Below are 22,669 nucleotides of genomic sequence, written 5' to 3'. Positions count from 1 at the left end.
GAACGTTAAATTCACTTCTTCACGTCGTGGTCGTAGTCGACCGTGAGCGGCGCGTGGTCGCTGAACTTGATGTCGCGAAACACGTCGGTGCGTTTCGCCTTGCTAGCGATGCCCGGCGTCGCGATCTGGTAGTCGATTCGCCACCCCACGTTCTTCGCATACGCCTGGCCGCGATTGCTCCACCACGTGTATTGCTCCGGTCGCTGATCGAGCGTGCGGAATACATCCACGTAACCGACTTCGTCGAACAGCTTGGTGAGCCACGCGCGCTCTTCCGGCAGGCAACCCGAGTTCTTCTGGTTGCTCTTCCAGTTCTTGATGTCGATTTCCTTGTGGACGATGTTCACGTCGCCGCACACGATCACTTCGCGCTCACGGGAAAGTTCCGCGAGATGCGGCATGAACTCGTCCATGAAACGGTATTTGGCCTGCTGGCGCTCCTCACCGCTCGACCCTGACGGGACATACACCGACACGATCGACAGCTTGCCGAAACGCAGTTCGACGTAGCGCCCTTCAGGATCGAACTCCTCGCTGCCGAAGCCAATCACGACTTCGTCCGGCTCATGACGCGTATAGACGCCCGCGCCGCTATAGCCCTTCTTCACGGCGTGCTGGAAATAGCCGGTGAAGTCGTGCGGCGCGAGGAATTCCGGCGTCATGTCGTCTTGCGAACATTTGATTTCCTGCACGCAGAGCACGTCGGCATTCTGCTCGCCAAACCAGTCGAAGAAACCCTTCTTCGCCGCTGAGCGGATGCCGTTCAGGTTGGCGGTAATCACACGCAACATGTCGTTCCTTTATCTTCAATTCGTTTGTGAGATTCGTTCGGAGCGAACGGCGAAAGTCACTCGACCTTGACGCCCTTCAGCGATTGTTTCGCGGGCGGATATTCGAGCTTGAGCGCTTCGAACGTACGCAACAGCAGTTCGGCGACCATCAGGTTGCGATGCGTTTTCGAGTCGGCGGGAATCACGTACCACGGCGCGTATTCGGTGGAAGTCGCGGCGAGGGCGTCGCGATACACGGCCTGATACTTGTCCCACTGTTTGCGCGCGTCGAGATCGGAGACGTCGAATTTCCAGTGCTTGGTCGGGTCGTCGATCCGCGCTTGCAGGCGCGCGCGCTGTTCGTCTTTCGAAATATGCAGCATGCACTTGACGATTGTCGTGCAACTGTCGGCGAGCAACTCCTCGAACTGCCGGATGTGTCGGCAACGTGTGTTGAACGCGTCGTCGTCGAGCGAGCCGAGGACGGTCGGCACCAGCAGATCTTCGTAGTGGCTGCGGTTGAAGATAGTTAGCTCGCCGGCAGCAGGCGCCTGCGAATGGACGCGCCAGAGAAAATCATGCGCGAGTTCCACGGGCGTCGGCGCCTTGAACGGCACAATCCGCAAACCGAGCGGATCGACTTCGTGAAACACCGCGCGAATCGTGCCGTCCTTGCCGCTCGTGTCCATGCCTTGAAGGACCAGCAACACGCGCCGTTTCTGCTGCGCGTGCAGGCATTCCTGCAAGCTGTCCAGCTTCGCGCCAATTTCTGAGAGACGCTCGCGGTCGGTGTCTTTCGATCCCGTCGAAAACGGTTTTGCAGCGGGATCGAAATCATCGAGCGAAAACTTGCCGTTCTTCTTGGCCTCGAAATGAGGCACGCGGAAATCGTCGAGTTCGGGTTGCTTCGCCATCCACATACTCCGTGATCTGCGTTCAGCGGCTCGCAAAAGCGCGACCGCGAAATGAAACGGGCCGTTGCCCCCAACTTTCGTTTCCGGCAACAGCCCGCTGTCGCTAAAGCGCGAGCGCTTCAGCCGTATTTTCTCTTCAACTGCACTTCACTTCAGCTTCAGCCACGCTCCGGCTCACGACAGCTTTTTCTTCAGCAGTTCGTTGACCTGCGCCGGATTGGCCTTGCCCTTCGTCGCTTTCATTGCCTGACCGATCAGCGCGTTAAACGCCTTCTCCTTGCCTGCGCGGTACTCCTCAACCGACTTCTGATTCGCAGCGAGCACTTCGTCGATGATCGCCTCAAGCGCGCCCGTGTCGGAGATTTGCTTCAAACCCTTCGCTTCGATGATGCGGTCGGCGGCGCCTTCGTCTGTGGCCTTCTCTTCCCAGATCGCGAGGAAAATTTCCTTTGCGATCTTGTTGGAGATCGTGCCGTCTGCAATGCGCTGCAGCAGCAACGCCAGTTGCGCGGACGACACAGGGCAGTCCGCCATATCGAGACCTTCGCGATTGAGCTGCGACGACACCTCGCCCATCAGCCAGTTCGCCGCGACCTTGGCGTTGCCCGCACCGAGCTTGACGACTACCGCTTCGTAGTACGCGGCCATTGCCTTGCTCGACGTGAGCACGTTCGCGTCGTACGGCGTCAGGCCGTACTGCGACACGAAGCGCTGCTGGATCGCTTCGGGCAACTCCGGCATTTCGCTCTTCACGCGCGCGACCCACGCCGCGTCGACCACGAGCGGCATGAGATCGGGATCGGGGAAATAGCGGTAATCGTGCGCGTCTTCCTTGCTGCGCATGGAACGCGTTTCACGCTTATCCGGATCGTATAGACGCGTTTCCTGCACCACCGTCCCGCCGTCTTCGATCAGTTCGATCTGACGGCGCACCTCATACTGGATCGCTTCTTCCAGAAAGCGGAACGAGTTGAGGTTCTTGATCTCGGCTCGCGTGCCGAACTCCGCCTGACCGACCGGACGCACCGACACGTTCGCATCGCAACGGAACGATCCTTCCTGCATGTTCCCGTCGCAAATGCCGAGCCAGGTCACGAGCGTATGCAGCGTTTTTGCGTATGCGACGGCCTCTGCCGCGCTGCGCATTTCAGGCTCGGTGACGATTTCGAGCAGCGGCGTGCCCGCGCGATTCAGGTCGATGCCCGTCATGCCCGCGAAGTCTTCGTGCAGCGACTTGCCTGCGTCTTCTTCCAGATGCGCACGGGTGAGATTGACGACCTTCGAATACGCTTCCTTGCCCGCTTTCTCGTTGGCCGGCACCTGAATCGTCACCTGGCCGCCCTGCACGACGGGAATTTCGTACTGGCTGATCTGATAGCCCTTCGGCAGGTCGGGATAAAAATAATTCTTGCGCGCGAAGATGCTGCGCGGCGCGACCGTTGCACCGATTGCGAGGCCGAACTGGATTGCGCGTTCTACAGCGCCGCGGTTCATCACCGGCAACGTGCCCGGCAACGCGAGATCGACGGGGCTCGCCTGCGTGTTGGGCGCGGCGCCGAATTGCGTCGGGGAGCCCGAAAAAATCTTCGATTGCGTGGACAGCTGCGCGTGGGTCTCCAGACCGATCACGACTTCCCATTGCTTGGTCATGGTGCTCACACTCCTGCCGGTGCTTTACGGTGCCAGTCGGTCGCACGCTGGAACGCGTCGGCCACCTGCAGCATCCGGGCTTCATTGAAATAGTTGCCGATGATCTGCAATCCCACAGGGCGCTGCGCGTTCGCGCCCGCGCCGAAGCCGCACGGCACGCTCATACCGGGCAAACCGGCGAGGCTCACCGACAGCGTGTAGACGTCGGCGAGATACATCTGCACCGGGTCGTCGCCCTTCGCGCCCAAATCCCACGCCACCGACGGCGCGACCGGCCCCATGATCACGTCGCACTGCTTGAACGCTTCCTGGAAGTCCTGCGCGATGATGCGGCGGATTTTCTGCGCCTGCAGGTAGTACGCGTCGTAATACCCGTGCGACAACACGTAAGCGCCGACCATGATGCGGCGCTTCACTTCCGGACCGAAACCTTCGGCCCGCGACTTCTTGTACATGTCGAGCAGATCGCGATATTCCGCGGCCCGATGGCCAAAGCGCACGCCGTCGAACCGCGACAGGTTCGACGACGCCTCCGCCGGCGCGATCACGTAGTAGACCGGGATCGACAGCTCGGTTTTCGGCAACGATACTTCGACGAGCGTTGCGCCGAGTGCTTCGTATTCCTTCAACGCAGCGTCGATAGAAGCACGCACGTCGTCGGCGAGACCCGCGCCGAAATATTCTTTCGGCAGGCCGATGCGCAGACCGGCGAGCGGCTTGCCGGCGCCGTCCTGCTTCCAGGGCTGGCCGAGATAGCGCGTGTAGTTTTCGTCGTCGCGCACGAGGCTCGTGGAATCGCGCTCGTCGAAGCCGGCCATTGCGTTGAGCAGCGTGGCGCAATCGGCGGCGCTCTGCGCCATCGGGCCGCCCTGATCCAACGACGACGCAAACGCGATCATGCCGTAGCGCGACACGCGGCCATACGTAGGCTTGATGCCGGTGATGCCCGAGAACGACGCCGGCTGACGGATCGAGCCGCCGGTGTCGGTGCCGGTCGCGGCGGGCGCGAGGCGCGCGGCGACAGCCGCCGCGGAACCGCCCGACGAGCCGCCGGGCACGGCCTGACGATCCCACGGGTTTTGTACGGGACCAAAGTACGAATTTTCGTTGGACGAGCCCATTGCGAATTCGTCCATATTGGTCTTGCCCACGCAAACCATGCCCGCCTTCTGCAGACGCTCGACCACCGTTGCGTCGAACGGGCTTTCGTAGTTCGACAACATTTTCGAGCCGGCAGTGGAGCGCCAGCCCTTGGTGACGAACACATCTTTGTGCGCAATGGGCACGCCGGTCAGCGGACCGCCGTGGCCCGCGTGGAGCAGCGCGTCCGCAGCCTTTGCCTGCGCGAGCGTCAGGTCCGCGTCGACCTGAATGAAAGCGTTCAGGCTATTGGCCGCGTCGATGCGCTTGAGATACAGCTGCGCCAGTTCGACGGCGGAGCATTCCTTCGCCGCCAGTGCGGCGCGCAGTTCGGTGAGACTTTTTTCATGCATTGCGTTTTGTCCTGGAAAGCGCGGCAGCGCGGATCACGCTGCCGTGGAGGCGTTCGATTGCGCGCCAGCAAGCCCGGCCGGGGTGTGGGCTCCCAGCAGCGCCCGCGAGGGCCGCGCGGGAAACGGCATGCCTTTTCCCGGCGCGCTGCCCGCGAGCTGCGCGGGGCTCGCCATGCGGGTCTTATTCGATCACCTTCGGCACGAGATACAGACCGTCCTGCACGGCCGGCGCGGGACGCTGAAAAGCTTCGCGTTCGATCGTTTCGGTCACCACGTCGTCGCGCAGGCGCAGCGCAACGTCTTCGATCTGTTCGATCGGATGGGCAAGCGGTGCGATGCCTGTCGTATCGACCGCCTGCATCTGCTCGACGAGGCCAAAAAAGTCGTTGAGCTGGGCAAGCGTGTGTTCGGCGTCGGCGTCGGCCAGTTCGAGCCGCGCGAGATGCGCGATGCGCTTAACATCGGTCAGGGTCAAAGCCATGCAGTCACCGGAAAAAGTGGCAGACCGCCGCAACGCGAAAAGAGCGCTGCGACAGTGGGTTACGACGCGGGAGGATGACCTCGAAAAAGGGGCCAGCGGCGGCAAAAAGTGCCGTCCGTTTCCTTCAAAACATCCAAAATTATAAGGTATCATTACGCGTTCGACCCAAACCCGGACCGACTTACCAAGGCCTTTCTGGACAATTCGTAAAGATAGTTCGGATATTTCTGACTCGGCCTTGCTTCGGCCTCCGGTAGACTCCCTCGCAGCTTCAAGTTCCGGTGGCGCCGCTTCGCCCGGTTGAAGCTGTTATTTTTTTCCGCTGCCGCCCTGCGCATCGTTGCGAGGGCCGGCTCCAAGCGAGACAGGATTTTGAATGTTCGGTTTTTTGCGCAGCTACTTCTCCAACGATCTGGCGATTGATCTAGGCACCGCCAACACGCTCATCTACATGCGTGGCAAAGGCATCGTTCTCGATGAACCGTCGGTGGTTTCGATCCGCCAGGAAGGCGGTCCCAACGGCAAGAAAACCATTCAGGCAGTCGGCAAGGAAGCCAAGCAGATGCTTGGCAAGGTGCCGGGCAATATTGAGGCGATCCGCCCCATGAAAGACGGCGTGATCGCCGACTTCACGGTGACCGAGCAGATGATCAAGCAGTTCATCAAAACTGCTCATGAGTCGCGCATGTTCTCGCCGTCGCCGCGCATCATCATTTGCGTGCCGTGCGGTTCGACGCAGGTCGAGCGCCGCGCCATCAAGGAAGCGGCTCACGGCGCCGGCGCTTCGCAGGTGTACCTCATTGAAGAACCCATGGCCGCCGCAATCGGCGCCGGCCTGCCGGTGTCGGAAGCGACCGGCTCCATGGTCGTCGACATTGGCGGCGGCACGACCGAAGTCGGCGTGATCTCGCTCGGCGGCATCGTGTACAAGGGCTCCGTGCGCGTTGGCGGCGACAAGTTCGACGAAGCTATCGTCAACTACATCCGCCGCAACTACGGCATGCTGATCGGCGAGCAAACCGCCGAAGCCATCAAGAAGGAAATCGGCTCGGCCTTCCCGGGTTCCGAAGTAAAGGAAATGGAAGTGAAGGGCCGCAATCTGTCGGAAGGCATTCCGCGCAGCTTCACCATCTCCAGCAACGAAATTCTCGAAGCACTGACCGATCCGCTCAACCAGATCGTCTCGTCGGTCAAGATTGCGCTCGAACAAACGCCGCCGGAACTGGGCGCGGACATCGCCGAGCGCGGCATGATGCTGACGGGCGGTGGCGCGCTGCTGCGCGATCTGGACCGCCTGCTCGCCGAAGAAACCGGTCTGCCGGTGCTCGTCGCTGAAGACCCGCTAACGTGCGTCGTGCGCGGCTCGGGCATGGCGCTCGAGCGCATGGACAAGCTCGGCAGCATCTTCTCGTACGAGTAAGCGAGCGAGATCGATGTCAGTAGCGCGGATCTGGCAAACGGCCCCTTGCGGGCCGGTTTGCCGTTGGCTGGGCCAACCAGCCTCCGTACGCTGAACTCGCGTTTCCAGCGCGCCGCCGCCTCACCCAACCGCTTACGCCCCCGGCGCCGACCATGGAATACAGTCCGCCGCCCCTGTTCAAGCAAGGCCCATCCGCTCTCGCCCGACTGCTGTTTTTCGTCGTGCTCGCGCTGGCTTTGCTGATCTCCGACGCACGCTTCAGAACGCTCGAAATCGTTCGGGGCGTGCTCGGCGCGGGTCTTTATCCGTTGCAACGAGCGGCGCTCGTGCCGCGCGACGTTTTCATGGGCGCCGCCGATCTGGCCGTGACCAGCGCCACGCTGCGCAGCGACAACGAAAAGTTGCATACCAGGAACCTCCAGCTCGCACAGCAGGCGAACACGGCCGCTGAGCTATCCGCTGAAAACGCCCATTTGCGCGCGTTGCTGCAACTTTCGCAACGTGCGACCACGCAATCGCTGCCCGCGGAAATCCAGTACGACACACGCGATCCGTTCACGCAGAAGGTCGTAATCAACCGCGGCGCGCAGCAAGGCATTCAGAACGGTTCGCCGGTCGTCAACGAAGACGGCGTGATCGGCCAGGTTACCCGCGTGTTCCCGCTACAGGCCGAAGTGACGCTGCTCACCGACAAAGACCAGGCTGTGCCAGTGCAGATCGTTCGCACCGGCTTGCGCAGCGTGATCTACGGCACGCCGAAGGGCGACACGCTCGATCTGCGCTTCGTGCCGATCAGCGCCGACGTCCAGACGGGCGACGAACTCGTCACGAGCGGGCTCGACGGCGTGTACCCGCCGGGGCTGCCGGTCGCCAAGGTGGTCCGCGTCGACAAGCAGGCGGACACCGCATTTGCGCGCGTCATCTGCCTGCCTATCGCGCCGGTGCGCGGCGCGCGTCAGTTGCTGGTGCTGCACTACGTGGCCGACGTGCCGCCGCGTCCGGCTGAAGAGCCGGAGCTGTCGGCTAAAGACGCGAAGGCAAAGAAAGGCGCGAAAGCGGCCGACAGCAAGGCCGCCGCCGCCGACAAATCCGCCAAACCGGCGGAAAAGCCGGCCGCTGACAAGAACGCCACCAAGCCCGCGGCAAGCGCGCCTGGTCAGGCAGGTAAAGCGGCGCCGGTCGACCAGAAGCCGGCTGCGTCAAAGAAACCCGCCGCCGTCGAAAAAGCCAGGCCCCAAGCCGCGCCGGGGGTGAAGCCATGAACCGTCCGCAATACATTCTGCAGCCGGTCAATCCGTACTTCATCGCGTTCAGCCTCGCTGCGGCCTTTCTGCTGAACCTGATGCCGTGGGGGCGCCTGATCGGCGTGCCTGACTTCGTCGCGCTCGTGCTGCTGTTCTGGAATGTGCATCAGCCGCGCAAGGTCGGCATGGGGATCGCGTTTTTCCTGGGTCTGCTAATGGACGTGCACAACGCCAGTTTGCTGGGCGAGCACGCGCTCGCGTACACGCTGCTGTCGTATGGCGCAATCACGATCCATCGCCGCGTCCTGTGGATGTCGCTCGGCGTGCAGACTTTCGCCGTCATGCCGCTCCTGGTGATCGCTCAACTGGTGCCGTTCGTCATCCGTCTGCTGACGGGCGCGGCCTTTCCCGGCTGGGGTTATCTGATCGACGGGTTCGTCGAAGCCGCGCTGTGGCCCGTCGCGAGCCTGCTGCTGTTGATGCCGCAACGCCGGCCAGCCGACCCCGACGACACGCGGCCAATTTAACAAGGCGTCGAGCGCGCAGGCGGTCCTCATGGAACTCATTTCTTCCGCCCGTTCGACGCCCTTCGCTGTTCATGCCTTCCGGTTCAGGCCGGATCAGGCGCACACTCATGATGGCCGTCGCCCGGCCTTTTGCAGAATCGCATGACCGAATTCAAGGACACTCAGCAACAGCTCTCGAAGTTCCGCCTGCGGGTCGCGGCGGCGGGCCTGTTCGTGTTCGTCTGCTTTGGGCTGATCGGCTTTCGCTTTCTGTTCCTGCAGGTGTGGCACTACAGCAAATACTCGCTGCAAGCCGACGAAAACCGCATTTCCGTCGCGCCGATCGTGCCAAACCGCGGCATCATCACTGACCGTAACGGCGTGGTGCTGGCCAAGAACTATTCCGCTTACACGCTTGAAATCACGCCGTCCAAGCTGGGTGCGCCGCTCGAAACAGTGATCGACGATCTGGCCTCGGTCGTGTCGATCGACGCACGTGACCGGCGCCGCTTCAAGAAGCTGCAGGAAGACTCGAAGAACTTCGAAAGCCTGCCCATCCGCACCCGTCTGACAGACGACGAAGTCGCGCGCTTCACTGCGCAGCGCTTCCGTTTCCCGGGCGTGGAAGTGCGTGCCCGCCTGTTCCGCCAATATCCGCTCGGGCCGACAGCGGCACACGTGATCGGCTACATCGGCCGCATCTCGCAGCGCGACCAGGATCGTATCGACGACGCCAGCGATCAGAACGACAGCGATCCGGAACACTACGATCCGCGTCTGGACGCAAACAACTACAAGGGCACCGACTACATCGGCAAGATCGGTGTCGAGCAAAGCTACGAGACCGAGTTGCACGGCCAGACGGGTTTCGAGGAAGTCGAAGTCACCGCCGGCGGGCGGCCCGTGCGGACAATGTCGCGCACGCAGGCAACGCCGGGCAACAACCTCGTGCTGTCGCTCGACATCGGCTTGCAGCAGGTTGCCGAGCAGGCCTTCGCGGGCCGCCGCGGCGCGCTCGTCGCTATCGAGCCGGCCACCGGCGACGTGCTCGCGTTCGTCTCCGCGCCGAGCTTCGACCCGAATTCGTTCGTCGACGGCATCGACCAGCAGACCTGGGACGAACTCAACAACTCGCCCGACCATCCGCTGCTGAACCGGCCGCTGCACGGCACTTATCCGCCTGGTTCGACGTATAAGCCGTTCATGGCCCTCGCCGCGCTGTCGCTGCACAAGCGCACGCCGGGTTGGGGTTTCCAGGACCCCGGCTCCTACACTTTCGGCGGTCATACGTTCCGCAACGACGTGCGCTCGGGTCAGGGTTGGGTCGACATGAACCGCGCGATCGTCGTATCGAACGACACTTACTTCTACATGCTCGCTCACGACCTGGGCGTGAATGCCATTGCCGGGTTCATGAAACCGTGGGGTTTCGGCCAGATCACGGGTATCGACATTTCGGGGGAGGCGCGCGGCATCCTCCCTTCGACGGAGTGGAAGCGCAAGGCCTACCGCAAACCCGAGCAGCAACGCTGGTACGAAGGCGAAACGATCAGCCTCGGCATCGGCCAGGGCTACAACTCGTTCACGATCCTGCAACTGGCGCACGCCACGGCCACGCTGGCCAACAACGGCATCGTGATGAAGCCGCACCTCGTGCGCGACATCGAAAATCCGATCACCAAAGGCACGCGCCCGGTCGTGCGCGATCCGAGCGACAAGATCGCGGTGAAGCAGTCCGACATCGACATCATCAAACGCGCGATGGAAGGCGTCATAACGAACGGCACGGCGTCCAAGCTATTCATCGGCGCGCCGTATGTCGCCGCAGGCAAGACCGGCACGGCGCAGGTGTATTCGCTGCAAGGCGCGAACTATAAGGGCCATGCGATTGCGGAGCACTTGCGCGATCACGCGCTTTTCATCGCTTTCGCACCGGCGGAGCAACCGAAGATCGCGCTCGCCCTGATCGTGGAAAACGGCGGTTGGGGAGCGGAGGCGGCCGGCCCGATCGCGCGCAAGGTGCTCGACTACTACCTCGTCGGCAAGAATAAGCCGGGCGCGGAGGCAGCGGCAGTTGCGGCGGCAGCGTCGGCGACCGAAGACGCGTCCGCGCCGGAAGTCGGCGGTGCGCCGGCGCCGCAGGAAGCCGGGCAGCCGGTCAAGATCGCCGCGGGCTTCACCATGCTGCCGATGCCCGGGGCGGCGTCAGCCGCGGCGGCTGCGTCGGCTGCCGCCGCGACCGCTGCGGCTAACGGGGCATCGAGCGCAAGTGCTGCGTCTGGGGCGGCTGCAGCGTCTGCCGTCATGCCGACATCGAAGTCGTCCGCATCGACGGGGGCGGCGGCGACCACGCCAAAGCTACCGGCCTCGGCCACTGCGGCCACTGCGGGCACACCCGCGTCGGCAGCAAAGGGTTCCGCGCCCCGCAAATCCGGCGCCCCGCGTCAACCGCGACCGGCGAGCGAGCCGGCACCAGTCGCCGCGCGCTCTGGAACCAACGCGCTGCGCGATCCATCGCGCGATAACGGCACTCAAGCCACCTCGCCACGCCAGCCGGTTACCGGCGGCATCGACGAGTAAGGAGAAAGGCATGCAATTCGACAAGCGCGCCTGGATCGACCGCATCAAGCGGATGTTCGCAGGCTTCGACCGCCCGCTCGCACTGGTGGTGTTTCTGCTGCTGTGCGTGGGCATCGTCACCTTGTACAGCGCGAGTCTCGATGTACCGGGCCGCGTGGAAGACCAGTTGCGCAACATCATGCTGACGTTCGTACTGATGTGGGCGCTCGCCAACGTTCCACCCACCACGCTGATGCGCTTCGCGGTCCCGCTTTATACATTCGGGATCGCGCTACTGGTTGCGGTGGCGCTCTTCGGCCTCACGCGCAAAGGCGCGAAGCGCTGGATCAATGTCGGCGTGGTGATTCAGCCGTCGGAGATCATGAAGATCGCGACTCCGTTGATGCTCGCCTGGTACTATCAGCGGCGCGAAGGCGTGATGCGCTGGTACGACTTTCTGGTCGGACTAGTGATTCTTGCCGTGCCCGTGGGCTTGATCGCTAAACAGCCCGACCTAGGCACCGCCGTGCTCGTTTTCGCAGCCGGCTTCTTCGTGATTTATTTTGCGGGTTTGAGCTTCAAACTGATCGTTCCGGTGTTGATTGCCGGCGTGATCGCGGTCGGCTCGATTGCGGCGTTTCAGGACAAGATCTGCCAGCCGGAAGTGCAGTGGCCGCTCATGCACGACTATCAGAAGCACCGCATCTGTACGCTGCTCGACCCGACTTCCGATCCGCTCGGCAAGGGCTTCCACACCATTCAGGCGGTGATCGCGATCGGCTCCGGCGGCCCGCTCGGCAAGGGCTGGCTGAAGGGCACACAGGCGCATCTGGAGTTCATCCCCGAAAAGCACACCGACTTTATCTTTGCCGTGTTCTCCGAGGAATTCGGCCTCGCGGGCGGAGTCGTGCTGCTCACGCTGTACATGTTGCTGATCGCGCGCGGGTTGTATATCGCCGCCAACGGCGCGACGCTATTCGGACGCCTGCTTGCAGGATCTCTGACAATGGCGTTCTTCACCTACGCGTTCGTCAATATCGGTATGGTGAGCGGCATCTTGCCGGTGGTCGGCGTGCCGTTGCCGTTCATGAGTTACGGGGGCACCGCGCTGACGACGCTTGGCGTCGCCATCGGCCTGATCATGAGCGTCGCGCGACAGAAACGGTTGATGCAGAGCTAGCCGGTGTGCTGATGGGAAGCAGCGGCTTCGTTTAGCTGCGAGACAAACTGCAAGCCCGGCTGCAACGCGGACTGCAAGCACCCCGCACCGCAAGTCGGAAAACAGAAAGGGCGCATCGCCAGATGCGCCCTTTCTCGTTATTGCGGTTTCACTTCCTTGTGGTCCCGCAGCTGCGCGCTCAGTTGCTGATACTTCAAGCGCGCCGCCGGATCGCCCTGCGCGGCTGCAGCCGCGTAATAAGCCCGCGCCACGTTGAGGTTTTTGTCGACGCCGTCGCCGCCGCGTTCGTAGAAGGAGCCGGTCACGTACTGCGCGGTCATATCGCCGCCCTCGGCAGCCTTCTTGTACCAGACGAACGCCTGCTTGTTGTCCCGATCGGTGCCCCGCCCATCGAGGAACTGATTAGCGAGCGCAAGCTCGGCCTGCACGTGTCCTTGCTGCGCGGCTTTTAGAAACCAGCGGTGAGCCTCGACCGGATCGCGGCCGACGAACTCGCCATCGTCATACATCTTGCCGTACACATATTGCGCGTGCGACATGTTCGCGTCGGCGGCCTTGCGCAGCCACTTCTTGCCTTCGTCGACGTTGACCGCGGTGCCTTCTCCGTTGAGCAGCATCATCGCGTAATTGAACTGCGCAAGCCGGCTGCCGCGCTCGGCGGCCTTGCGGAATTCTGCAAGCGCCGCACCGAAATTGCCTGCGTTGTAGTCGGCGACCGCGGTTTGCGTTTCCGGATCGTTCGGCTTCGCGAGACGATCCTGCGCATGCGCTGCGACGCCCGTGGTCAACGCCGCCGCAATCAACATGCGCGCGACAACGCCTTGCACCATCCACTTCATGACCTCACCTCCTGCAGCGCCTGGCGGGTTGCGCGCAACATCCACATGACGTCGGCGGCCAGAGCGATAAAACGAAAACCGGCATCGCGATGCTGCCTTGCGCTCGCGACGTCCATCGAAAAAATGCCGGCGGCGATGCCCGCCTTGTCCGCGGCGCTGACAATGCGCGCCATGGCTGATTGCACATCGGCGTGCTTCGAATCGCCGAGATGACCGAGGCTCGCAGCGAGATCGGCGGGTCCGACAAACAGGCAATCGACGCCCGGCGTCGCTGCAATCTTGTCGACGTCGTCGAGGGCGCGCGCCGACTCGATCTGCACAATGGTCGCGATTTGCGCGTTGGCCGTTTGCACGTAATCGCGCCGCATGCCGTAGGCGGCGGCCCGCACGACGCCAGCGACGCCGCGCAGACCATCGAGCGCCTCGGCGCTCGGATATTGCGTGAGGCGCACGGCATGCGCAGCTTCTTCGGCGGACTCGATATTGGGGAACATCAGCGTGCGTGCGCCAGCGTCCATCACGCGCTTGACGAGCCAGCCCTCGCTCGCCGGTACGCGCACCACCGGTTCGCTCGGCAGATGCGCGGCCGCAATCGCACGCAATTGCGAAGTCACGTCGCCGCTGTCGTTGGGCGCGTGCTCCATGTCGATCAGCAGCCAGTCGAAGCCGGCGTGAGCGAGTGCCTCAGCGGCGGAATCGCTGCCGAGCGACAGCCACAGCCCGAACAGGGGATCGGCTTCTTTAAGACGTTGCTTGAGGGGATTGGTGAAGGTGCTCATCGCCACACTCCGTGACGATGACCGACTTCATTGCCTGACATGAGGGGAGGCGTGCTCGTCGGGCGAACCCGGCGACGAGCCAGGCTCGAACGCGGACGGCTTGTTTGGCTGCTGCGACGCATTGCGGTGACCGGCATGTCTCGCTCCGTGTGGTTATCGGAGCGATCATACCGTGACAATAACGCGGCGGTTGGCCCGCGCAACGCGTGCGAGGGTTAGTCGCGAACCACGTCGGCCCAACAATTCGGCGTCTCGTACAGACGCAGCTTGTGGAGGCGCAGATTCACGCCATAGTGCGCGTCATAAACGTTCGCGAGAATGTCGAACGCCACAGCCGCGAGGTTTTCCACAGTCGGAATGCGGTCGAGCACCACGGTCTTGTGGCCTGCCATTGTCTCGAGGAAGCCGCGCACCTGCGTGTCGCCTTCGTAGACGAGGAACGCATGATCCCACTTGTCGACGAGATGTTCGACGGCGAGCGACTTGACGTCGGCGAAGTCCATTACCATGCCGCGGTCGGGCGCGCCCTCCGTGTCCACCAGATCGCCTTGCAGCGTGATTTCGATCACATAGCGATGGCCGTGCAGATTACGGCACTGGCTGCGGTGATCGGGAATGCGGTGACCCGCGTCGAATTCGAGTTTTCGTGTAATCGTCAGCACGGCAAATCAGGGAATATTCAGATACTTGTGGGTCTGCATCGACAGGCGCCATTGCGGATGGCGTTTGCACCAGTCGATCGCGAGCTTGGTGTTGATGTCGCGCGACGGGCCGTCCATTGGCTGGACGAGGAAATACTCGAAGTCGAGCTTCGCATAGTCGGACAGGCGCTGGTTGTCCTGCGGGATCACGACCTTCAATTCGTTGCCCTTCGTGACGACGAGAGGCGCGTCGGCCTTCGGGCTCACGCAGATCCAGTCGATCGTTTCGAGCACCGGCAACGAGCCGTTGGTTTCAATCGCGATTTCAAATCCCGCCGCATGCAGCGCGTCTACCAACGGCTGGTCGATCTGCAACATCGGCTCGCCGCCCGTGCACACGACAAAGCGTTGAGCCTCGCCTTCGGGCCATTGCGACGCGATCATTTGCACGAGATCTTCGGCCGTTCGGTATTTGCCGCCGTTCTCACCGTCCGTGCCTACGAAGTCCGTGTCGCAGAACCGGCAGACGGCTTCGGCGCGGTCTTCCTCGCGGCCCGACCACAGATTGCAGCCGGCGAAGCGGCAAAACACAGCCGGACGCCCGGCATTCGCGCCCTCGCCTTGCAACGTATAGAAAATTTCCTTGACCGCGTACGTCATGCTGCCTTCTGCCTAGATTTGTACTTGTGTACCTAAAAACGACTGCCGGAGCCCGCCGTGGCGAGGCCTTCTCACACCGGCTCGGTTACCTTTTCACCGGCCAGATAGGCTTCGTAGCCACGCTTGCGCAAGCGGCAGGCCGGGCATTCGCCGCAGCCGAAGCCCCATGCGTGCAATTCCGCGCGCTCGCCGACATAACAGGTATGCGTCTCTATGCGCACCAGTTCCACCAGCTCGTCGCCGCCTAGCTCATGCGCAAGGCGCCACGTGTCCGCCTTGTCGAGCCACATCAGCGGAGTTTCGAGCAGAAGGCGCGTGTCCATGCCGAGATTCAGCGCGACCTGCAAAGCCTTCATGGTGTCGTCCCGGCAATCGGGATAGCCCGAAAAATCCGTCTCGCACATTCCGCCGACCAACACCTGCAATCCACGCCGATATGCGATGGCCGCCGCGATCGTCATGAACATCAGATTGCGTCCCGGCACGAACGTATTCGGCAAACCGTTGGCCGTCGCCTCGATTTCGATCTCGCGCGTCATGGCCGTGTCGCTGATTGCGCCCAGCACGGACAGATCGATCATGTGATCGTCGCCGAGGCGCTCGCTCCACGCCGGGAACGTACGCACTACTGCATTGCGGAAGCCTTCGCGGCATTCGAGTTCGACGCGGTGCCGCTGACCATAGTCGAAGCCGAGCGTCTCAACCGTTTCATAACGTTCAAGTGCCCATGCGAGGCACGTGGCGGAATCCTGGCCGCCGGAAAACAGCACCAGAGCGCTACGTTTAGCGTCTTTGCGGATCACCGTGAAACTCCGTGAATGATGAGTGCCGCGTCGCGCTGCGCGAGGTGCGCCATGCAAACAACGCGGCGCGACGCGAGCCGGCACTACTGCCGGCCCAAAGCAGTATAGGCCGCGCCTTCGGCCTGCAAAGTCGCTGGGCGCTTATACCGTTGATCGTCGGGCGAGGGGTTCGGTGCGGATCGCGGCTCGGCCGCGGGCCCTTGAACGAATTCGGCGGGCGACGCACTTGCATGCAAGTGCTTGAACTGGCGCGATTTTATCACGCGATGCCGAACCTCGCCCGGCGTGCCCCGACGTACTACCGGCGAGCACCGAAGCAGCGAAAGCTCACCGCAAAAGGAAAAGCCCCAGGAATCTTGCGATTTCCTGGGGCTGAATCCTGGTGGCCTGGGACGGAATCGAACCATCGACACGCGGATTTTCAATCCGCTGCTCTACCAACTGAGCTACCGGGCCAACGAAGAACGAAATGATATCAAAGGGTCATTCGCTGGGCAAGCCCCTTCCGGAAAAAATGTGGGGCGGTGAAATACGCGCGTAACGCGGTGTTCACTCACCTTTGTTCTTCCCGAGATCGACGCCGAGCTGTTTGAGCTTGCGATACAAGTGCGTGCGCTCCAAGCCCGTCTTTTCCGCGACACGCGTCATGCTGCCGTTCTCGCGCGCGAGGTGATACTCGAAGTACGCGCGCTCGAATGCATCGCGCGCATCGCGCAGCGGGATATCGAACGAGATGGATGCCGTTTGCGCCGCGAGCACGCCGCTGCCCACGCCGTCGGCTGAGGAGAGCATCGGCAATGCCGCCGCCGAAGCCACCGCCGAAGAATTCATCGGCGACGTCAATTTGGCGGCGGTGCCGCCCGGCGCAACGGCCGCAGTGCCACGAGCAAGGCCTTGCTCCACAGCCTTCAGCAATTTCTGTAACGCGATCGGCTTCTCGAGAAAATTCAGCGCGCCGATCTTCGTCGCTTCGACTGCGGTGTCGATCGTCGCGTGGCCTGACATCATGATCACCGGCATCGTGAGCTGCCCTTGCGCAGCCCATTCCTTGAGCAGCGTCACGCCGTCGGTATCGGGCATCCAGATGTCGAGCAGCACCAGGTCCGGCGCCTGACGCAGACGGAATTCGCGCGCCTGCTGCGCGTTTTCCGCTGCCTCCACGACATGCCCCTCGTCGCTCAGGATCTCCGAGAGCAATTCCCGGATGCCCATTTCATCATCTACCACCAGGATGGTTGCCATTTACGCTGCCTTTGTCTGCACTGTTGCTTTTGTCTTTCCCTGCGACGTACTGCCGTGCGCAGGACGCGGTCCCGCTTCGGGAGCCGCGGCGTCGTCTGCCAGTTGAAGGAAGAGAATCGAAATTTGCGCGCCTTCGATGACATCGCCCGCTTTCAGGCGGTTTCGAATGTCGATGCGCGCGCCATGTTCGTCGACGATCTTCTTGACCATCGCAAGACCCAGGCCCGTGCCTTTCGCCTTGGTCGTGACGTAAGGCTCGAATGCACGGGTGAGGATGCGCGTTGGGAAGCCCGGTCCGTTATCCGACACTGTCAGACGTACCGCGACGCGTGCCTTGCCTTCCGCGTCGGGGTCTCCGTATTCTACTGTCCTCGTCTCGAGCACCACACGCGGGTGCTCGATCTCTGCCACCGCGTCCTGCGCATTCTGCAGCAGGTTGTGAATTACCTGGCGCAATTGCGTTGCGTCGCCACGAATCGCGGGCAGCGCGGAGAGTTCGACATGAATCGCGCCCTTGCCTTCCTCGATGCCATACAGCGTCAGCACTTCGGTCACGAGATCGTTTAATTGCAGATGCGCCAGCACGGCGGGAGGCGTGCGTGCGTAGTCCCGGAAATTGTCGACCATCTGCTTCATCGCGGCGACCTGGTTCACGATTGTGGTCGCGCCGCGCTTGAGCACATCTGCGTCGGACGGCGACAGCTTGTCGGCGAGCTTCATCTGCAGACGTTCGGCCGAGAGTTGGATCGGCGTAAGCGGATTCTTGATCTCATGCGCGAGCCGCCGCGCGACCTCGCCCCATGCAATGGAACGCTGCGCGGAAATGACGTCCGAGATGTCGTCGAATACCACGACATAGCCCGACGTCTGCATGTCCTGAGCGTCGCGATCGGTCGCGGACACGAGGCGCGCACCGCGCACGAGTAACGTGAGGGGCTCGCTTTCGCCCGCCACCTGAACCGAGAACTGCTGCTGCCAGTGGCCGCCGTCGTCGTGACCGTCGCCGCTTGCCGCTTCGCGATCGGCAAACGCCTTGCGCACCATGCCGCCGAATTCGCTCAGCACGCCGATCTGTTCCAGCGCCGAGCCCAGCACCTCCTGGAACTGCTGACGGAAGATCCGCTCGGCGCCCCGATTCGCGGTGGTGAGCCGGAACTGGCGGTCGAACACGAACACGCCCGCAGTGAGGTTCGCGAGAATACTTTCCAGATACGCTTTCGAATGCTCGAGTGCGATGCGATTGTTCTCGACGGCCGCGCGTGCCTCGGACAATTGCCGCGTCATTGCGTTGAACGACTGGGTGAGAAAGCCGAGTTCGTCGCGCGATTTGATTTCGCGCTTCGGCGTGTAGTCACCCTCGGTGATTTCCTTCGTGCCCTGCGCGAGCAGGAACAGCGGACGCGCGAGCTGATTGCCGAGCGCGAGCGCGAGCATCATCGCAATGAACGTGGCGAGAAAGAGCGCGAGCGTCAGCGTGCCGATATACATCTTGCGCAAGCCGGTACGTCCGAGCGCTTTCTCCTGATACTCGCGATACGCGCGTTGCACAGCATCGGCGTTGCGGGCGAGCGATTGCGACACTGGCTGTGTGAGTTGCAGGAAGCGTTCAGTGGGCTGCAACAGCGACGCGTTCGAATCGGGAATACGCTGCACGACACGCAGTCGCAGCGCGCCCTTGCCGCCGTGAGCGCGAGGATCGCCGTCGACTTCGCCTTCTATTGCCGCGTAGCCGCGTCCGCGCGCCTGATCGAGCATTAGCGGCGTAGGCAAATCGTTCGGTACGAGCGACGCGTAATTGCTGGATGCCTGCGCGACCACATGCATGTCGGGCGTTGCGCCGGACATGCTGCGCGTGGGCTCGACGATTGTCGCGTCCTGCACGCCGAACTGGTCGCGCAGACGCAGCAGCGTGAGCGTCGTTCCCGCGGCGTCCGCGCTCGCGAGCTGCTCGGACATCAGGCGGCCCTTGGTTTGCAGATCGGACAGCGACGCGTCGAGCATGCCGCGCCCAAGGTTCAGACCGGACGTGAGCGCGGTTTCGACATTCACGTCGAACCACGACTCGATACTGCGCGACACGAACTGATACGAGACCACATAAATGATGCCGCCCGGCACCACGCCGACCAGCGCCATGAAGAACGCGAGTTTTGCGAGAAGCCGCGTGCCGAACTTACCCTTTCGTAATCGCGCAATGATGATGATGACGAGCGTCGCCACCACCAGCAGAAAGATCATCGCGACCACGAGATTCGCGGCATAAAGCCACTGGTAATAGCGGTCGAAGAATTCGGTGTTCGCGCTTGCCGCGGCGAGCAGCACAAGCAGCAATACAGCCGTCACGGCGACCGTGGAAACCAGCACGCGCACGACAATGCTGCTGACACTGGTGGCGGAGCGCACTTTATTTAGCACGTTCGGTCACCGTAAAAGTAAAGCGCTTCCATTCGGAAGCGAGATTCCAGTCGCGGTTGTTGACCGCGTCGATCTGGAACGGCTTGGGCATCAGTGCGATGTCGAGTTGCATGCGCACGGACGCGTTGTACGTCTCGCCGGCATGCACTTCGTTGCGGTCGATCACGTGCCACGACGTGACGTGCTTGATGACCGCGAGCGCATCTTTGAGCGTGGTGAAGCCGAGTTGCAAACCACCCGACGACACGCTGGACACGCGATATTCGCGCGTGAGCGGCTGAAACGACAGGCGAAGGCTTTGCGACACGTTCACCGGCTGCTCGTCGAACCAGTACCATCGCGGCCGGCTCAACTCGAAGTCGGTGGTGAAGTACAGCGGGATGCCTTTATTCACAGCGTCTTCGAGATTACTGTTCAACTCGAAGTCGAAACGCGCGTCCAGGCTCCAACCGGTGTTGTCGGCTTGCAGCGAAGCGCGCTGCACGGCGATCGAGTCGGCGTACGCCACGCCGGGCGCGACAAGCCAGACGGCCAGCGCGACCCAAAGCACGGCAGCGAGCCGAAGCGGGAAGAAGCGTTTGATGGTCACCGTTTCTGAAAGCGCGCGTAGAAAAATCCGTCGTGGTCTGAGTTCGCGCCGGCGCTGATGTCAGCGAATTCTCCGGCATGGGAACCGGCCGATGTGTCGGCGGGCGCGCGGGCGACCGTAGGTAAAAGTTGCCCCGGCGCGCCCAATCGTACCGCATCCTGGTGCTTGTTTCCAAACCACTGCGCCTGCAACTCGCCTTCTTCGGGAAAGATCGAGCACGTAACGTAGAGCAATTCACCGCCTGGCTTCACGAGCGGCCAGAGCGCGTCGAGAATGCGCCGCTGTTCGTCGACGAGCGCGGGAATATCGGAGGCGCGGCGCAACCAGCGAATATCCGGATGACGCCGCACGATGCCCGACGCCGAGCACGGCACGTCGGCGAGAATGCGGTCGAACGGCTGATCGATGTCGTCGTGCCATTTCGACGGCGTGCCCGCGTCGCCAATACGCACTTCCGCCTGAAGCTTCAGCCGCTGCAAGTTTTCGCCAATGCGCCGCGCGCGCGTCGCATCGCTTTCGAGCGCGACCAGTTGCAGGTTCGCCAGTTCGAGCAGATGCCCGGTCTTGCCGCCGGGCGCCGCGCAGGCGTCGAGCACGCGCATGCCGTCACGCACGCCGAGCAGTTGCGCGGCAAGCTGAGCGCCTGCGTCCTGCACCGAAACCACGCCCTCGTTGAAGCCGGGAATGCGGTCGACGGGCATGGGCGTGGCGAGCTTCACCGCGTATTCGCCGGCTTTGCTCGCGGCAATGTGATGCTGCTCGAGAACCTGCAGATACGCATCAACCGTTGAATGACGGGCGTTCACACGCAGCGTCAACGGACCTTGCGTGTTGCCGGCAGCGAGCACGTCCTGCCACGCGTCGGGCCATGCGCGTCTTACCGCGTCGATCCACCATGACGGGTAGTTCCAGCGCGCGACTTCGTCGTTCTGCGCCGCTTCGAGCAGCGCCTCGCGTTCGCGCAGGAAGTTGCGCAGCACGGCGTTGACAAGCCCCTTGGCGAACGAGAATTCGCGACGCGCCGAGATCGCGCTGACCGCCTGGTCGACCACCGTGAACGGCGTGTAGGCTGCGCTGGCTTCGTCGTCGATCAGAAGCGCGATCGCGCAGGCAAGCACATGACCGACGTGCGGCGGCGGCGCCTTTTTGACGAGCTTTGCGATCAACCATTCGGCAGTCCCGAGACGGCGCATCGTGCGATAGGCGATGTCCTGCACCGCGCCGCGCGCAGCAGCGGCACTACCCTCGGGCGCAGACACGAAAACAGATTGCAGCGCGGCCGGCAAAGCCGCCCCGAGGCGGACAGCGCCAACCGCTTGCGCTGCGCAGTCGAGCGCAAAGCCAAGCGATTCCGGCGCGAGATGCAGCACGGACAAACGGGATTCGCGCGGACGCGCCGACGAAGAAGCAGAACGCGAAGAAGGCTTTAGATTCATGGGAAGGCAAAGGCAGGCCGTGCGGTACGCGCGACACAATGAACACACATTGTAGCGTGGCGCGGCTAACGGACCCGACACCGGCTCCTGCACCGCGGCGCCAGCGTAAGCGTAGGCCGGCGCCAAATAAAAAAGGCGAGTCAGAAGACTCGCCTTTGGTCATGCACTGCGCATACGCGTTATTCGAAGCGCCCGGTTCGGGCCATTTCCATCAAGCGCGCGATGCGCTCTTCCGTGGCCGGGTGAGTTGAAAACAGATTCGCGATGCCGCCGCCCGCCAGCGGATTCATAATCATCATCTGCGCAGTGGCCGGATGTTGCTCGGCTGCCGGAAACGGAATGCCGCTCGCATAGCGATGAATCTTGTCGAGCGCCGAAGCCAGCGCTTGCGGGTCCCCGGAAATCTGCGCGCCGCCACGATCCGCTTCGAATTCGCGCGCGCGCGAGATCGCCATCTGGATAAGCGCACCGGCAATAGGCGCGAGCAGCGCGACCGCAATGCTGGCGATCGGGTTCGTGGGACGCCCGTTTTCGTCGCGGCCGCCGAAGAACATGGCGAAGTTCGCGAGCGCGGAAATCGCGCCGGCCATGGTGGCCGAAATTGTAGAAATCAGAATGTCGCGGTGCTTCACGTGCGACAGTTCGTGTGCCATCACACCGCGCATTTCGCGCTCGGACAGCACGCGCAGAATGCCGGTGGTCGCGGCAACCGCTGCATGCTCCGGATTACGGCCGGTAGCGAACGCATTAGGCGCGTCTTCGTTGATCAGATACACGCGCGGCATCGGCAAGCCGGCGCGCGTGGAAAGCTCGCGGACCATGCGGTAGAACTGCGGCGCGCTGGTTTCGTCGACTTCCTGCGCGTTGTACATGCGCAGCACCATCTTGTCCGAGAACCAGTACGAAAAGAAATTCATGCCGAGAGCGATGACGAGCGCGATCGTCATGCCGCGCGAGCCGCCTATCACTCCGCCGATCACGATGAAAAGGGCCGTGATCGCGGCCATCAACATCGCGGTTTTGACCCAATTGAACATGTCTGCAACTC

Annotated in this window: 20 protein-coding genes and 1 tRNA gene; 5 read left to right on the top strand and 16 right to left on the bottom strand. The window is 62.5% G+C overall.

Annotation, left to right across the window (positions count from 1 at the left end; all coding sequences use genetic code 11):
• Positions 1–11 precede the first annotated feature (11 nt).
• The 5 genes from OH764_RS00320 to gatC all read right to left on the bottom strand — a co-directional run bounded on the left by OH764_RS00320 (position 12) and on the right by gatC (position 5,308).
• Positions 12–791 carry an exodeoxyribonuclease III gene (locus OH764_RS00320; protein ID WP_498847614.1) on the bottom strand — a complete coding sequence of 260 codons (780 nt, stop codon included), beginning with the start codon at positions 789–791 and terminating at the stop codon, positions 12–14.
• 56 nt (positions 792–847) lie between these two features.
• Positions 848–1,684 carry a polyphosphate kinase 2 family protein gene (locus OH764_RS00315; protein WP_498847613.1) on the bottom strand — a complete coding sequence of 279 codons (837 nt, stop codon included), beginning with the start codon at positions 1,682–1,684 and terminating at the stop codon, positions 848–850.
• Positions 1,685–1,858: 174 nt separating this feature from the next.
• Positions 1,859–3,334, bottom strand: coding sequence for an Asp-tRNA(Asn)/Glu-tRNA(Gln) amidotransferase subunit GatB (gene gatB / locus OH764_RS00310; RefSeq protein WP_498847612.1), 1,476 nt, complete (start codon positions 3,332–3,334; stop codon positions 1,859–1,861).
• 5 nt (positions 3,335–3,339) lie between these two features.
• Complete coding sequence (gene gatA / locus OH764_RS00305; protein WP_498847611.1) at positions 3,340–4,827, bottom strand: amidase; 1,488 nt, start codon at positions 4,825–4,827, stop codon at positions 3,340–3,342.
• Positions 4,828–5,008: 181 nt separating this feature from the next.
• Positions 5,009–5,308 (bottom strand): Asp-tRNA(Asn)/Glu-tRNA(Gln) amidotransferase subunit GatC, encoded by a 300-nt coding sequence (gene gatC / locus OH764_RS00300; protein WP_020067259.1) that lies wholly within the window; start codon positions 5,306–5,308, stop codon positions 5,009–5,011.
• A 376-nt stretch (positions 5,309–5,684) separates the two neighbouring features.
• Between gatC and OH764_RS00295 the strand changes: the two genes are divergently transcribed.
• The 5 genes from OH764_RS00295 (at position 5,685) to rodA (ending at position 12,217) form a co-directional block, all read left to right on the top strand.
• Complete coding sequence (locus OH764_RS00295; protein WP_004189550.1) at positions 5,685–6,728, top strand: rod shape-determining protein; 1,044 nt, start codon at positions 5,685–5,687, stop codon at positions 6,726–6,728.
• Positions 6,729–6,880: 152 nt separating this feature from the next.
• On the top strand, positions 6,881–7,990 hold the full coding sequence (mreC, locus tag OH764_RS00290) for a rod shape-determining protein MreC (RefSeq protein WP_498847610.1): 1,110 nt from the start codon (positions 6,881–6,883) through the stop codon (positions 7,988–7,990).
• A complete protein-coding gene (mreD, locus tag OH764_RS00285) occupies positions 7,987–8,499 on the top strand; it encodes a rod shape-determining protein MreD (RefSeq protein ID WP_020067261.1) in 513 nt (170 codons plus the stop codon). The genes mreC and mreD overlap by 4 nt, the downstream gene beginning before the upstream one ends.
• 141 nt (positions 8,500–8,640) lie before the next feature.
• Positions 8,641–11,058, top strand: a complete 2,418-nt coding sequence (gene mrdA / locus OH764_RS00280) for a penicillin-binding protein 2 (protein ID WP_498847609.1) — start codon at positions 8,641–8,643, stop codon at positions 11,056–11,058.
• Between the two features lie 10 nt (positions 11,059–11,068).
• Complete coding sequence (gene rodA / locus OH764_RS00275) at positions 11,069–12,217, top strand: rod shape-determining protein RodA (protein WP_020067263.1); 1,149 nt, start codon at positions 11,069–11,071, stop codon at positions 12,215–12,217.
• Positions 12,218–12,354: 137 nt separating this feature from the next.
• On the opposite strand, the gene OH764_RS00270 is transcribed toward rodA, so the two are convergent.
• The 11 genes from OH764_RS00270 to htpX form a co-directional block, all read right to left on the bottom strand.
• Positions 12,355–13,056 carry a tetratricopeptide repeat protein gene (locus OH764_RS00270; protein WP_498847608.1) on the bottom strand — a complete coding sequence of 234 codons (702 nt, stop codon included), beginning with the start codon at positions 13,054–13,056 and terminating at the stop codon, positions 12,355–12,357.
• The gene (locus tag OH764_RS00265) at positions 13,053–13,835 is read right to left on the bottom strand and encodes an HpcH/HpaI aldolase family protein (RefSeq protein ID WP_498847607.1); all 783 of its coding nucleotides are present in this window, start codon (positions 13,833–13,835) and stop codon (positions 13,053–13,055) included. Before OH764_RS00265 ends, OH764_RS00270 begins: the two co-directional genes overlap by 4 nt.
• A gap of 215 nt (positions 13,836–14,050) precedes the next feature.
• Positions 14,051–14,494: a 6-carboxytetrahydropterin synthase QueD gene (gene queD, locus OH764_RS00260; RefSeq protein ID WP_027776811.1), complete on the bottom strand. Its 444-nt coding sequence runs from the start codon at positions 14,492–14,494 to the stop codon at positions 14,051–14,053.
• A gap of 9 nt (positions 14,495–14,503) precedes the next feature.
• Complete coding sequence (gene queE, locus OH764_RS00255) at positions 14,504–15,136, bottom strand: 7-carboxy-7-deazaguanine synthase QueE (RefSeq protein ID WP_498847606.1); 633 nt, start codon at positions 15,134–15,136, stop codon at positions 14,504–14,506.
• 71 nt (positions 15,137–15,207) lie between these two features.
• Entirely contained in the window at positions 15,208–15,939 is a 732-nt protein-coding gene (gene queC, locus OH764_RS00250) for a 7-cyano-7-deazaguanine synthase QueC (protein WP_027776813.1), read from the bottom strand.
• Positions 15,940–16,319: 380 nt separating this feature from the next.
• Positions 16,320–16,395: transfer RNA gene (locus tag OH764_RS00245), tRNA-Phe, on the bottom strand.
• A 93-nt stretch (positions 16,396–16,488) separates the two neighbouring features.
• A complete protein-coding gene (esaR, locus tag OH764_RS00240) occupies positions 16,489–17,181 on the bottom strand; it encodes a response regulator transcription factor EsaR (protein ID WP_498847605.1) in 693 nt (230 codons plus the stop codon).
• Positions 17,182–19,596 (bottom strand): sensor histidine kinase, encoded by a 2,415-nt coding sequence (locus OH764_RS00235; RefSeq protein WP_498847604.1) that lies wholly within the window; start codon positions 19,594–19,596, stop codon positions 17,182–17,184. It abuts the gene before it with no gap.
• Positions 19,586–20,185 carry a DUF4390 domain-containing protein gene (locus OH764_RS00230; RefSeq protein WP_498847603.1) on the bottom strand — a complete coding sequence of 200 codons (600 nt, stop codon included), beginning with the start codon at positions 20,183–20,185 and terminating at the stop codon, positions 19,586–19,588. The genes OH764_RS00235 and OH764_RS00230 overlap by 11 nt, the downstream gene beginning before the upstream one ends.
• Positions 20,182–21,621, bottom strand: a complete 1,440-nt coding sequence (gene rsmB / locus OH764_RS00225; protein ID WP_498847602.1) for a 16S rRNA (cytosine(967)-C(5))-methyltransferase — start codon at positions 21,619–21,621, stop codon at positions 20,182–20,184. The genes OH764_RS00230 and rsmB overlap by 4 nt, the downstream gene beginning before the upstream one ends.
• Before the next feature lie 179 nt (positions 21,622–21,800).
• On the bottom strand, positions 21,801–22,658 hold the full coding sequence (htpX, locus tag OH764_RS00220; RefSeq protein WP_498847601.1) for a zinc metalloprotease HtpX: 858 nt from the start codon (positions 22,656–22,658) through the stop codon (positions 21,801–21,803).
• Positions 22,659–22,669 lie beyond the last annotated feature (11 nt).

Origin of the sequence: Burkholderia sp. M6-3, assembly GCF_050858985.1 — a bacterium.
GTDB classification, from domain to species: Bacteria; Pseudomonadota; Gammaproteobacteria; order Burkholderiales; family Burkholderiaceae; genus Paraburkholderia; species Paraburkholderia caledonica.
The sequence above is the reverse complement of the archived record's forward strand: the minus strand, read 5'-3'. Positions and strand labels throughout refer to the sequence as shown.